At 71.4% G+C, this 12,999-nt stretch carries 10 protein-coding genes; 3 read left to right on the plus strand and 7 right to left on the minus strand.

Annotated elements, in window-relative coordinates:
* Positions 1–137: 137 nt before the first annotated feature.
* Positions 138–1,526 (minus strand): cation:dicarboxylate symporter family transporter, encoded by a 1,389-nt coding sequence (locus tag ACWF62_RS07940; RefSeq protein WP_378506183.1) that lies wholly within the window; start codon positions 1,524–1,526, stop codon positions 138–140.
* A gap of 206 nt (positions 1,527–1,732) precedes the next feature.
* On the opposite strand from ACWF62_RS07940, the gene ACWF62_RS07945 reads away from it, so the two are divergent.
* The gene (locus tag ACWF62_RS07945; protein WP_378569895.1) at positions 1,733–3,289 is read left to right on the plus strand and encodes a sensor histidine kinase; all 1,557 of its coding nucleotides are present in this window, start codon (positions 1,733–1,735) and stop codon (positions 3,287–3,289) included.
* Positions 3,286–3,993, plus strand: coding sequence for a response regulator (locus tag ACWF62_RS07950; RefSeq protein ID WP_378569894.1), 708 nt, complete (start codon positions 3,286–3,288; stop codon positions 3,991–3,993). Before ACWF62_RS07945 ends, ACWF62_RS07950 begins: the two co-directional genes overlap by 4 nt.
* Before the next feature lie 78 nt (positions 3,994–4,071).
* Here the strand turns inward: ACWF62_RS07950 and rox are convergent, their stop codons facing one another.
* Positions 4,072–5,499 carry a rifampin monooxygenase gene (gene rox / locus ACWF62_RS07955; RefSeq protein ID WP_452629802.1) on the minus strand — a complete coding sequence of 476 codons (1,428 nt, stop codon included), beginning with the start codon at positions 5,497–5,499 and terminating at the stop codon, positions 4,072–4,074.
* Between the two features lie 168 nt (positions 5,500–5,667).
* On the opposite strand from rox, the gene ACWF62_RS07960 reads away from it, so the two are divergent.
* Entirely contained in the window at positions 5,668–6,060 is a 393-nt protein-coding gene (locus ACWF62_RS07960) for a PaaI family thioesterase (RefSeq protein ID WP_378506179.1), read from the plus strand.
* Between the two features lie 6 nt (positions 6,061–6,066).
* Here ACWF62_RS07960 and ACWF62_RS07965 read toward each other — a convergent pair whose 3' ends face one another.
* The 5 genes from ACWF62_RS07965 to ACWF62_RS07985 all read right to left on the minus strand — a co-directional run bounded on the left by ACWF62_RS07965 (position 6,067) and on the right by ACWF62_RS07985 (position 12,751).
* The gene (locus ACWF62_RS07965) at positions 6,067–7,713 is read right to left on the minus strand and encodes a dipeptide ABC transporter ATP-binding protein (RefSeq protein ID WP_452629803.1); all 1,647 of its coding nucleotides are present in this window, start codon (positions 7,711–7,713) and stop codon (positions 6,067–6,069) included.
* Between the two features lie 307 nt (positions 7,714–8,020).
* Entirely contained in the window at positions 8,021–8,899 is an 879-nt protein-coding gene (locus ACWF62_RS07970) for an ABC transporter permease (RefSeq protein ID WP_452629804.1), read from the minus strand.
* A complete protein-coding gene (locus ACWF62_RS07975) occupies positions 8,896–9,855 on the minus strand; it encodes an ABC transporter permease (protein ID WP_378569890.1) in 960 nt (319 codons plus the stop codon). Before ACWF62_RS07975 ends, ACWF62_RS07970 begins: the two co-directional genes overlap by 4 nt.
* A gap of 14 nt (positions 9,856–9,869) precedes the next feature.
* On the minus strand, positions 9,870–11,468 hold the full coding sequence (locus ACWF62_RS07980) for an ABC transporter substrate-binding protein (protein WP_378569889.1): 1,599 nt from the start codon (positions 11,466–11,468) through the stop codon (positions 9,870–9,872).
* Positions 11,465–12,751, minus strand: coding sequence for an ROK family protein (locus ACWF62_RS07985; RefSeq protein WP_452629805.1), 1,287 nt, complete (start codon positions 12,749–12,751; stop codon positions 11,465–11,467). The genes ACWF62_RS07980 and ACWF62_RS07985 overlap by 4 nt, the downstream gene beginning before the upstream one ends.
* Positions 12,752–12,999: the final 248 nt, after the last annotated feature.

The following is a 12,999-nucleotide window of genomic DNA, read 5'->3' on the forward strand; positions in this document are numbered from 1 at the left end:
AGCACACCGGTTGCTTTTTCTTCTTCTCTGCCTGCCCCGAGATGGGTGGGGGTGTTCTTGTTACTTCCGGCCCCTCCGGAACCCTCCCCCCCCCCCCTTTTCCCCCCCCCTCCCCCCCCTTCCCCCCCCCACGTCGGTCAGACCCGGTCCAGCACCCTTGCCGGTGCCCGCTCGGGCAGCGGATCGACGTCCGCGACGACCGGGTTGATCGAGGGGTCCTCGCCGTCGGCGAACGCCTCCTCGTCGAAGGGACGGCGGCCGCCCAGCACCTCGCGGACCTGCCCGCGGTCAACCGTTTTCGTCCAGGTGCCGATCAGCAGGGTGGCGACGGCGTTGCCGGAGAAGTTCGTCACCGCGCGGGCCTCGGACATGAACCGGTCGATGCCGACGATCAGCCCGACGCCGTCGACCAGGTCCGGTCGGTGGCTCTGCAGGCCGCCCGCGAGGGTGGCGAGCCCGGCGCCGGTGACACCGGCGGCGCCCTTCGACGCGACGATCATGAACACCAGCAGCGACAACTGCTCGGTCAGCGCGAGCGGCTGGTTCAACGCGTCGGCGATGAAGATCGCGGCCATGGTCAGGTAGATCGCGGTGCCGTCCAGGTTGAAGGAGTAGCCGGTGGGCACCACCACACCGACGGTGGTCTTCTGCACACCGAGATGCTCCATCTTCGCGATCAGCCGCGGCAGCGCGGACTCCGACGACGACGTCGCGAAGATCAGCAGGTACTCGCGGGCCAGGTAGCGGACGAGCTTGAAGATCGACACGCCGGCGACCGCGCGCAGGACGCTGCCGAGCACACCGAACACGAACACCAGGCAGGTGAGGTAGAAGCCGAGCATCAGCGCGCCCAGTTGGACGACGGCGCCGAGACCGGTCCGGCCGACGACGTTCGCGATCGCACCGAACGCGCCGATCGGCGCGAGCCACAGGATCATCGACAGGACCTTGAACACCAGCTTCTGCACGTGCCCGATGCCGCGCAGGATCGGCTCACCGGCCGCGCCCATCCCCTGCAGGCCGAAGCCGACGAGCAGCGCGATGAACAGTGCCTGCAGCACGCTGCCGTCGGTCAGCGCGGACAGCATCGACGTCGGGATGATCGAGGCGATGAATCCGGCGGTACCGCCCGCGTCGTGCGCCTTGTCCGCGAGCGCCGCGCCGCTGCCCGCCATGTCGGGGGTCAGGCTCAGACCGGAGCCGGGGTCGAGGAGGTTGCCGACGACCAGGCCGATGCCGAGCGCGACCGTCGACATCCCGATGAAGTAGACCAGCGCGAGGCCCCCGATCCGGCCGACGCTCGCCGCCGCCCGCACCGACCCGATGCCCAGCACGATGGTGCAGAAGATGACCGGACCGATCATCATCTTGATCAGGTCGACGAAGGTGGTGCCGAGGATGCCGAGGGACGTGCCCACCTCCGGCGCCTGCCAGCCGACGAGAACCCCGGCGACGACGGCGACGATGACGCCGATGTACAGCCAGTGGGTGCGGTCCCGGCGTGGCGATGCGGTGGAACTGCTCATGGTGGTTGCCTCACTGTGAGTGCGAATCGGAGGAAACCGACGATCCGCGCCCCGCGCGTGTCCGGTGTCACCTCAGCTTCCGACGAACATCCTGGTGCGGGGGCCGCCGCGGGTGAAGGTTGCGTAACTTGTGTTCAGTCGTGAACGTGCTCACCGCCCCGTCCGCACGCGACAATCGACGGGTGGGGCGACGACGTCGGGAACCGATGAGTGTGGCGCGGCAGCTGCTGATCGTGCAGACGGTGGCGCTCGCCGTCGTCGTCCTCGTCGCGGGCGGGCTGTTCGCGGTCGAGGAGCGACGCGACGCGGATGCCGCGACCCGCCTTGCGGTGACGGACGTGGCCGCGACGACCGCACAGATCCCCGCGGTGGCGGCGGACATCGTCGGACCCGACCCGGTCGGAGCGCTGCAGCCGGTCGCCTCCGCGATCCGCGCGGCGACCGGGGTCGACTTCGTCGTCGTGATGGGCCTCGACGAGATCCGGCTCACCCATCCGCGCCCCGACCGGATCGGGCTGCCGTACACGGGGCACACCGAACCGGCGCGGCAGGGCCGGACGTTCACCGAGACGTACACCGGCAGCCTCGGGCCGTCGATCCGGGCGGTCGCGCCGGTGTACGAGGACACCGGCGCCCTCGTCGGGTTCGTGTCGGTGGGGGTGACCCGGCAGAAGAGCTGGGAGCAGTTCCAGAGCAGCCTGCCCGGCCTCCTCGGCATCGTCGCGATCGGCCTCGCCGTGTCGACGGCGGGCGCCGTCCTGGTCAGCAGGCGCTTGCGGACGCAGACCCTCGGGCTGTCCCCCGATCAGCTGCGCCGACTGTACGAGCAGCACGACGCGGTGCTCCGGGCGATCGGCGAGGGCCTGCTGGTGTTCGGCACCTCCGGGGGTGACGGTCCCCGCGTCGACGTGATCAACGACGAGGCCCGGCGGCTGCTCGGCCTGCCCGCGGACGGCCCGGTGTCGATGGACTCGCTGCCGGAGACGGTGCGGGCGCTGGCGGAGGATGGGGACGATGCCCGCGACGAGGTGCATCTGACCGCGGACCGGGTGCTGGTCGTGGGGCGGGACGCGGTGCGCTGGGACGGTCGACGGATCGGGACGGTGGTGACGCTGCGCGATCACACCGAATTGCGGTCCGTGCTCGGCGAACTGGATTCGGTGCGCGGGCTGGCGGAGTCGTTGCAGGCGCAGGCGCACGAGTCGGCGAACCGCCTGCACACCATCATCACGATGGTCGAGCTCGGCAGGCCCGATGAGGCGGTCGCGTTCGCGACCGAGGAGCTCCGGCTCTCCCAGCAGCTGGTGGACCGGGTGACGGCCACCGTCGCCGATCCCGCCCTCGCAGCCCTGCTGATCGGGAAGGTCGATGCCGCGGCCGAGCGCGGTGTCGAGTTGACCGTCACCGACGACACCGCGCTGGCCGCGGTGCCGCTGCGGTCCCGGGACCTGGTGACGGTGGTCGGGAACCTCGTCGACAACGCGATCGACGCGGTGAGCGGGACCGAGGACGCGTGGGTGGAGGTGACGGTGCGGCAGGAGCGGTCGACGGTGGTGATCGAGGTCGCGGACAGCGGACCGGGCATGGATCCGGACACGTTGGCGCGGTCCATGACCCGCGGCTATTCCACCAAATCCGACCACCACGGGTTGGGTCTGGCGCTGGTGGCGCAGACGATCACCCGACGCGGCGGCACCCTCCGCACCGAGCCGTCGCTGGGGTCGCTGGTGGTCGCGGAAATCCCGTTCGGGGGCGCGCCGTGATCCGGGTGCTGATCGTCGAGGACGAACCGCTGATCGCGCAGGCGCACCGCGAGTACCTCGACCGGCTGCCCGGGTTCACGGTGCACGACGTGGTGCACACCGGGAACGCCGCGGTCCGGGTCGCGCAGGCAGCGGCGCGGTCCGCGGAACCGGTGGACCTGGTGCTGCTCGACATCGGGCTGCCCGACGCCAGCGGGCTCGACGTCGCGGCCGCGCTCGGTCTGCTGCGCCCGAACCCCGACATCATCGCCGTCACCTCGGCCCGCGAACTCGATGTGGTGCGGACGGCGGTCGCGCGCGGGGTGGTGCTGTACCTGCTCAAGCCGTTCACGTTCGCCGCGCTGCGCGACAAGCTCGACCACTACGCCGCCTACCGGGCGGCGATCACCGACGCGCGGGGTCCGCTGACCGCGGCGGGCCAACACGACATCGACCGGGCGATGGCCGCACTGCGCGGCACCCCGGCCCCGGTCACCAGCCCGAAAGGCGTTGCGCCCCGGACATTGGACGCGGTCGCGCGGTGTGTCCGCGAGGGCGACGCGCCGCGGACCGCGGCGGAGGTCGGTGCCGCGGTCGGGGTGTCGCGGGTGACGGCCTGGCGCTACCTCGAACGCCTCGCCGATGACGGGGTCCTGGCCCGGCACACCGAGTACGGCCGCACCGGCAGGCCGCAGGTCCGGTATGCGCTCCGCGCCCGCAGCTGACGCCGGATCCGCACAGTCGGGAAGGGTCTGCCCCGCATTGCGGGGCAGATCCTTCCCGACAACGACGCACGGCGGGGCTCAGACCGTCGGCCTGCCGAACCACCTGGCCAGGTGGGCGTCCGCGTCGGCCTGCGCGTTCCCGACCCACGCCACATGACCGTCGGGACGCAGCAGCGCCGCCGGAACGTCCAGTTCGGCGCTGGTGTCGACGACGTGGTCGACCCGGTCGCTCCACCCGGCGACCGACAGTGCGCCGGTCTGGTCGAGCAGCAGTCCTCGACCGGTGCGCATCCGGTCGTAGAGGGGGCCGCCGGACAGCGCGATGTCGCGCAGCCGCCTGCCGAGCAGGTCGTGGCCCGCGCCGAGGTCGTAGCGGACCGAGATGGCGGTGATCTTCTCGATCAGGTGGCGGTTCACATCGTCGAACGCCATCAGCTCGGTGAGCAGGCGGCGCACCGCCTGCGGCCCCGCCTCGGTGGACAGCAACTCGGCCTGGGCCCGCGTGTTGTCCAGCACGTCCGCGGCCACCGGGCGCCGTTCGGATTCGTAGCTGTCGAGCAGGTCGGGCGGCGCCCAGCCGTTGATCGCGGCAGCGAGCTTCCATCCGAGGTTGAACGCATCCTGGACACCGAGGTTCAGACCCTGCCCACCCATCGGTGGATGGATGTGTGCGGCGTCGCCAGCGAGGAACACCCGGCCGCGGCGGTACGCCTCGGCCAGCCGGGTGGCGTCGCCGAAGCGGGACAGCCACCGCGGCGAGTGCACACCGAAGTCGGTGCCCGCGACGGCCCGCAGCCGCGCCTTGATGTCGTCCAGCGTCGGCGGAGCCGTGCGGGCGTCGGCAACCTCGGCCGCCGGCACCACAACGCGGTATGCGCCGGTCCCGGACGGCCCGATGCCGAATCGCTTCTGGGTCTCCCGGATCTCGGCGACCCTGGCGGACAGGTCCTCCTCCGGCATGGTCACGGCCACCTCGCCGATCAGCGTGTCGGACGTCGACGGCTCGCCGGGGAACCCGACGTCGATCAGCTTCCGGACGGTGCTGCGGCCGCCGTCACATCCGACGAGATAACGCGCGTGCAGTGCTGTCCCGTCGGCCAATTCGGCGGTGACCCCGTCGGTGTCCTGGCGCACCGCGACGACGCGGCGACCACGCCGAAGGTCGGCCCCCAGCTCGGTGGCGTGATCGGCGAGGATGCCGTCGATCTCCGGCTGCGGAATGCCGAGCACGTAGCCGTGTGCGGTGTCCAGATGCGCCGGTGCCGGTGCGGCGATGCCCGCGAAGAAGCCGCCGAGCGGATACCTCGTGCCGCGCGCCAGGAAGCGGTCGAGCAGCCCGCGCTGCGCCATGATCTCGATCGTCCGCACGTGGATGCCGAGGGCCCGAACGAACGGGGTCGGTTCCCGCTCCCTGTCCAGCGCCACGACGTCGACGCCCCGGAGTCGGAGCTCACCCGCAAGCATCAACCCCGTCGGTCCGGCACCGACAACGATGACATCGGTCATGCGATCCCCTCCTCCGGCAAGGCGTCCGCTTGCCCGCAGCAGGCGAGTCTGCAGCACCACCGGGGCCTTGCCGCAAGCCCCGGGGTCGGCGATATGGTGAAGGGGGCGGAGCGGAGGCGACGCCTCCATCACCACCTTCGTGCGGGGATCCGCGGCTACCATCCGAGCATGGATCTGGATCAGCTGACCGCGTCGATGCCATTCGCCGTCCACACCGGGGTGACCCTGACCGCGGCCGCTCCCGAGGAAACCGTCGGCACCCTCGACTGGGACTCCCACCGCACCACCGCGGGCGCCGGAATGCACGGCGGCGCCGTGATGACCCTCGCGGACAGCGTCGGTGCGGTGTGCGCGTTCCTGAACCTGCCGCCGGGGGCGGCGACGTCGACGACGAGCTCGAACACCGTCTTCACCCGCGGGGTCCGCAAGGGCACCGTCACCGCGACCGCGCGACCGCTGCACGTCGGGCGATCCACCATCGCCGTCGCGGTCGAGGTGCGCGACGACGAGGGTCGGCTGGTGGCGCAGGTGACGCAGTCGCAGGCCGTGCTCACCGCCTGATCCGGGTCAGCCCGCGGCGGACAGCACCACCGCGCCGTCGCGGCGGAGGCGCTGCGCCACCGGGTCGGGTACCGGGACCGCGTCCAGCAGGCCGCGGGTGTACGCGTCGCGCGGGTTGCCGAACACCTCTGCGGTGCCACCGATCTCGACCAGTTCGCCGTGCCGCAGCACCGCAACCCGGTCCGCGACCCGGTGCACGACGGCGAGGTCGTGACTGATGAACAGGCAGGCGAAGCGGTACTCCTGCCGAAGGTCCTCGAACAGCGCCAGCATCTCGGCCTGCACCGACACGTCGAGCGCGCTGGTCGGCTCGTCCGCGACGAGCAGTCGCGGCGCCAACGCGAGGGCCCTCGCCAATGCGACCCGCTGCCGCTGTCCACCGGACAGTTCGGCCGGGCGCCTGCCCGCGAAATCACGCGGCAGGCGCACCGCGTCGAGCAGGTCCGCCACTCGCGCCCGGAGCAGGGCGCCCGACGCCGCACGGTGCACCACGAGCGGCTCGGCAATCGAATCGCCAACGCTCCGACGCGGATCCAGCGACGCCGCCGGGTCCTGGTGCACGAGGGCCACTCCCCTGCGCAGACCGCGGAGTTCGCGCGGCGTCGCCGAACCCAGGTCCGTCCCGTCCAGGGTCACCGCACCCGCGCTCGGCCGCACCGCACCGACGGCCGTGCGGCCGAGGGTGGTCTTGCCGGACCCGGACTCGCCGACGAGGCCGAGCACCTGCCCGGCCGACACCTCGAGGCTCACCCCGCGCAGCGCGTGGAACGCGGTGTTCCCGTGCCGGGCAGGGTAGACGACGTCGAGGTCGCGGATCCGCAGCACCGGAGCACCCGACGCGACGTCCGCGACCGGGGTGCCGTCACCGGGCTCGGGCAGTCGCGGCACCGCGGCCAACAACTGGGTGGTGTACCGCTCCCGTGGCGCCGAGAACAGGTCATGGACACCGCGTTCCTCAACGAGGACACCGCGCCGCAACACCGCAACCCGATCGGCGATGTCCGCAACGACACCCATGTTGTGCGTGATCACCAGGATCGCGGTCCCCCGCTCGTCGCGCAGCGACCGCAGCAACGCCAGGATCTCGGCCTGCACCGTCACGTCGAGCGCGGTGGTCGGCTCGTCCGCGATCAGCAGATCGGGTCCGCCGGACAGCGCGAGGGCGATCACCACCCGCTGCTTCTGCCCGCCGGACAGCTGATGCGGGAACCAGTCGACGCGCACCTCCGGTTCGGGGATCTCGACCTGCCGCAGCAGGTCGATCGCGCGGGTCCGGGCCGCGGCGCGGGAGATCCTGCCGCGCGCCCGCAGCGCCTGGGCGATCTGCCAGCCGACGGTGCGGACCGGGTTCAGCGCCGTCTGCGGTTCCTGGAACACCATCGCGGCGCGGGTCCCGCGCAGCCGCGTCAGCGCCTCCTCCGGCGCGGCGACGACCTGCTCGCCGCCGAGCCGGATCGAGCCGTCGACCGCCGCGCCGTCCGGCAGCAGACCGAGCACCGCCCGCGCCGTCATGGACTTGCCCGAGCCGGATTCGCCTACCAGCGCAACGATTTCGCCCGCGCGGACAGTGAGGTCGAGATCCGACACGACGGGCCGGTCGTGTGGTCCGAACCGGATGGACAGCTGTGCGATGTCGAGGATCGGGTCGGTCATCGTCGTCTACTCCTACTGCTCTGCCCCGCTCTGCCCTCCCCCGCCGAGCCCTCCCCCGCCCTGCCCTCCCCTCCCCCGCCCTGCCCTCCCTCGCCCTGCCCTCCCCCGCCGACCGAATGTGGGATTCGGTCACTCTGAGTGACCGAATCCCACATTCGCTCAGGGCGGGGTGGGGCGGGTGGGGCGGGTAGGGCGAGTGAGATGGGTGGGACAGGTCGGACGGGTGGGACGGGCGGGGTGGGTGGGATGGGTGGGTGCGGGGTGGGGCGGGTGGGTGCGGGGTGGGGCGGGAGGGGTGGGGGGTGGGTCAGGACCGGCGGGCGGAGCCGAGGGCCTGGGCGATCAGCAGGAATCCGAGCACCAGCGCCGCGACGACGGCCAGCGGACCGACCACGAACGCCGGGTTCGCGTCGAGATTCGGGACGGCATCGGCGACGATCGAGCCCAGCGACGGTGCCGGTGGCCGGACGCCGATCCCGATGAAGCTCATCCCGGATTCGACGAACACCGCCACCGACATCGCCAGCGCCAGTTGGACGGCCAACGGCTCGGCGGCGTTCGGCAGTACGTGCGTGCGCAACGTCCACCAGCGGGACGCCCCGATCACCTCGGACGCCTCGACGAACGGCAGTTCCCGGATCCGGAGTACCTGGGTCCGCACGGTCCTACCGAACGCGGGGATCTCGGCGACCACGATCACGATCCCGACGGTGACCGCGCCGGGGCCGACGATCGCGGCAAGGGCGATCGCGAGGATGAGCGCGGGGAACGCGAGCACGACGTCGAACACCCGCTGCGCGACGACGTCCGCCGCCGGGTGCAGCGTCGAGACGAGGCCGAGCAGCGAACCCAGTACCGCGCCGATCGGCACGGCAATCAGGATGATCTGCAGGTTGATCCGGATTCCGTGCAGCACACGGGAGTACACGTCCCGGTTCACCTCGTCCGTGCCGAACCAGTGCGTCCCGTTCGGCCCAAGCAGGTTGGCCCCGGTGATCTGCTCGGTCGGGTCGAACGGTGCGATCCAGTGCGCCAGCAGGCCCGCCGCCGACACCGCCAGCACTAGGAGCACGCCGGCCAGCCCCTGCCCGCGGGTGAGGGCGGCGAGCGCCGAACCGCGTCGGGCCGGTGCGGCGGGTGGCGTGCGGTCCGCGACCGCGGGGCTCTCGATCTCGGACACGCTCATGACGCTCCCCCGATCCGGACCCGCGGATCCAGGTAGGCGTGCACAACATCGGTAACGAGCTGAACGATCACGAAGACCGACACCGCGATCAGCAGCAGCACCTGCACCACCGGATAGTCGCGGCGGCTGATGCCCTGTTCGATCAACTGTCCGATGCCGGGCCACGCGAAGATCGCCTCGACGAGCACCGCGCCGCCGAGCAGCTGCCCGGTCTGCAGCCCGAGCACGGTCAGCATCGTCGGTAGGGCGTTGCGCAATGCGCTGCGGGTGACCAGGTTCCAGCGCGAGACCCCAAGCGCGCGGGCGGTCAGCACGTACGGCTGCCGCATCTCGGTGCGCAGAGCCTCGGTGAGGAAACGGGTCAGCGCGGCGGCGACGGGCAGACCGAGGCAGATCGTCGGCAGCGCGAGGTACTGCAGCGAGATGTCGGGGCGGGCCAGGAACCCGTCCGGGGGGACGCCGCCCGCCGGCAGCACGGGAGCCAGCACCGCGAAGGCCAGCACCAGCAGGACGCCGGTCACGAAGGTGGGAAGGGCGACGGCGAGGGTGTTGACGCCAGCGACCAACCCGGTGAGCCAGCGCGTCGGCCACACGACGACGGCAACGGACAACGCGAGGCTCACCACCACCGCGAGCAGCAGGGCGGCGACCGCCAGCACGACGGTGTTGACGAGCGCGGCACCGACAAGGTCGGCGATCGGACCGCCGAGAACGAACGAGCTGCCGAGGTCGAAGGTCGCAACGCCCCCGATCCAGGACAGGTACTGCGCGGGAATCGACCGATCCAGGCCGAGCGCATTCTGGACCGCGGCAATGGTTTCCGGTGTCGCATCCGGGCCGGCGAGGGTGCTGGCCGGATCACCGGGGACGAGTCGAAGCACGAAGAAGATCAGCAGCGAGGCCACCACGAGGACCACCACAGCCGAGGGCACCCGACGCGCGAGGTAGCGCATCATGGCAGGCTCCTTTCTCAGGCGAGGTAGGTGTCGGTCAGCTGGAGCTCGGACCGTTTGGTCCACGAGATGCCCTGCACCGCTTCGGCCGCCGCAATCTGGTTGAGGATCACGCCGATCTCGATCAGGAACAGGTTGTCGAGCAGTTCGTCGCTCACCGCCCCGTATGCGGCGATGGCCTCGGCGCTGGCGCCGTCCGGCACCTGCCAGGCCGCGTCGGCGGCCGCGACATACTCGGGACTGTCGAAGCGGGATGCGTTCTTGCGGGCGTTGAACGGGTAGGCGCTGACCGTCAGCGTGGACGGCACGTACTGCGCCCACGAATGGAAGGTGACCCACAACCCGGGGAAGCGTGCACCGATCAGATTCTTGACAAAGGTTGCGTACTCCTGCGGGTCGAGCGTGGTCGCGATACCGATATCGGCGAGGTTCGCCTGCACGATCTGCGCGGTCGCCTCGTAGAACGGATTGCCCGCCCCGTAGGACAGGGTCAGGTTCGGCACGGCACCACCGGATTCCGTCAGCAGGTCCCTCGCCGCGGCGAGGTCACGGGGATAGGTGGAGTTGCGGGCCTCGTCGTATGCGGGCGACGACTTCGGCCACGGCAGGTTCACCGGGTAGCCCGATCCGCGGAACACCTCGGTGACGATCCGGTCGCGGTCCAGCGCATGGGCGATGGCCTTGCGCACCCGGAGATCGGCGAGCGCCGGGTGCGTCACATTGGTGCCGACGTACACCTGGAGTTCGGCCCCCTCCAGCGGGATCGCCTGGTAGCCGGCGGTGCTGCCCAGCGTTTCGACGTCCCGGTAGTTCAGTCCGTTGACCAGCTGCACCTGACCGGAGCGGAGCGAGCTGAGCAACGCCTGCGCGTCCTGAATCACCGACACCTCGACCCGGTCGAGGTAGGGCCGCTCCGGGATCCAGTAGTTCTCGTTGCGTTCGAACGTCAGCGCGGTGTTCGGGGTGCGCGCGGTGAGCCGGAACGGTCCGGTCCCGATGAAGGCCTCGCCTGCGGCGAGCCTGTCGATGGACTCCCGGTCGAGGATCGGGACCGTGTCCAGCAGATCGAAGATGTTGCCAAGAGGGTGCGCGAAGGCGAGCACCAGCCGGTGCGGATCGGAGGTGTCGAAGGCCGTGATCGCGGCGGCCGTGCCGCGCAGCTGCGCCGTCCATTTCGGGTCCGCGTACGTGCGGATCGAGAACTCCGCATCCGCCGACGTGAAGGGGCGACCGCTGTGGAAGGTCACGTCGTCGCGCAGGTCGAGAGACAGCGAGAGCCCGTCCGCGGCGAGCTGCCACCCGGTCGCGAGCCGCGGTCGTGGCTCGACCCGGTCGTGCGGGTAGCTGATCAGGCTGTCGTAGGCCAGCCCGATCACGACGGTCGACCCGGCGGTGTTGGTCAGGAAGGTCGCGGGCAGCACGTCCTCGGAGATCCCCGCCTTGAGGGTTCCGCCGCGGACCGGTTCGGCGGCGCCCGCGGCACCGGCCTGCTGTTCCTCGACGGCCGACGCGCAGGCGCCGAGCAGTCCGGTACCGAAGATCGCGGCGGCGGCGATCCCGGCGCCGCGGAAGAAGGTGCGCCGATCGAGATGTGTTCCGAGAGGTGAAGTGCTCACTGGTGGTTCGTCCTTCTGATGGAGGTGAGGGGGTCTGCGTACAGGGAGCTCAGCGAGACGACGCCCGCCGCAAACTCCTGAACCCGGTTGCCGAAGCCGGTGATCCGAATGTCCGTGCGGGACAGGGTCGATGTCCGCGCAAAGGCCTCGGCGACGTGCGGAACTCCCGCGGGGTGCTCGGTGAAGGCCTGCCCGCCGAGGATCACCCGGTCGGGGTTGAACAGATCGCGCAGCATCGCGACCGTCCGGCCGAGGATCCGGGCCCGCTCGACCAATAGCTCCTGCGCGGCACGGGATCCGGACGCGGCCGCTCGATACACCGCGCCGATGCTCGCGTCGGCGGCGGCGATGCCGGGCACCCCGGCGTCGGCGGCGGCGGTGATCGTCGCGCGGTCGCCCACCGTTGCCTCGAGGCACCCGCGCGCGCCGCACGGGCACGGCGTCGACGAGCCGGTCGGCAGGTGCGCGATCGATCCGGGTCCGTTCGTCGGGGTGTGCACCCGACCGTCGATTGTCATTGCGACTCCCACGGTTTCGCGCGCATAGAAGTACAGTCCGGTGCCGACCGCGGCGTCGTCACCGGGGCGATGCGGCGCAAGCAGCAGCTCGGACGCCGCCATCGCCTCGACGTGCGGCGCCACCGACACCGGGAGGCCCAGTCCCCCGCCGATGGCCGGCCCGACCGGCGCCCCGGACCACCCGAGCCGCGGATGATCGACGAGGCCGGTCACCGGATCGACCCGGCCACCGAGTGCGACGCCAACCCACAGCGGCCGACGCCGATGCCAGCGGCCGACGAACGCCCGCGCGCTGTTGGCGATTCGCGCCAGCGCCAGGTCCTGCGGCCCGGTCGGGGTGGGAACCTCGACACCGCCGAGGATCCGACCCCGGAGGTCGATCGCGACGATCCCGGTGACGACCGCCCCGATGTGCACGCCGACGGTCAGGTAGGGCTCGTGGTCAACCTCGAACGGCACCCGCGGTCTGCCGACCGCACCCGATATGGCGAGGTCGGCGCGCTCCCTGAGCAGGCCGGCGTCGATTAGCGCGGCCACCTGGCGGTTCACGGTCGCGGTACTCAGCCCGGTGGCCCGCGCCGCGGTGTCGCGGGACACCGGCCCCCGCGCGCGGGCGACCCGGAACACGGCAGCGGCAGGCGAATCTCCCACCCGCAGGTCGGGTCGAACGATCGGGGCGGGTGCTGCGGGGCGACGGACGGGGCGGACGGGGCGGCGGACGAACTGGGGCGAGCGGGCAGCGGACGGCAGGGTCGAAGTGGACACACGAGTTCCTTGCGCTTCGTCCTGAACAGAACAGGACACGGCCAACGGTCGGAGCGCGCTGCCGACGGAACCGGCCGCGTCCCTGGGGGTCCCGGGAACGGCCGGTCACGCCCGACGAGTGCGGGCGGTGTCGCAGAGGAAGGCGGCGGCGCGGGGCTAGCGAGAAATACCGCTGGGGGAACAACACAGTTCCCGCGCATGAGGCAGGCGGGAACCCAGAGCGGCGGTCACGTAGGTGACCCGCATCG

Source organism: Rhodococcus sp. NPDC054953, from assembly GCF_053609225.1.

Coding starts and splice junctions, on each gene's coding strand:
- ACWF62_RS07975 (WP_378569890.1), bottom strand. CDS start 9,855: ATGATGCGCTACCTCGCGCGTCGGGTGCCCTCGGCTGTGGTGGTCCTC.
- rox (WP_452629802.1), bottom strand. CDS start 5,499: ATGACCGATGTCATCGTTGTCGGTGCCGGACCGACGGGGTTGATGCTT.
- ACWF62_RS07960 (WP_378506179.1), top strand. CDS start 5,668: ATGGATCTGGATCAGCTGACCGCGTCGATGCCATTCGCCGTCCACACC.
- ACWF62_RS07965 (WP_452629803.1), bottom strand. CDS start 7,713: ATGACCGACCCGATCCTCGACATCGCACAGCTGTCCATCCGGTTCGGA.
- ACWF62_RS07945 (WP_378569895.1), top strand. CDS start 1,733: ATGAGTGTGGCGCGGCAGCTGCTGATCGTGCAGACGGTGGCGCTCGCC.
- ACWF62_RS07970 (WP_452629804.1), bottom strand. CDS start 8,899: ATGAGCGTGTCCGAGATCGAGAGCCCCGCGGTCGCGGACCGCACGCCA.
- ACWF62_RS07940 (WP_378506183.1), bottom strand. CDS start 1,526: ATGAGCAGTTCCACCGCATCGCCACGCCGGGACCGCACCCACTGGCTG.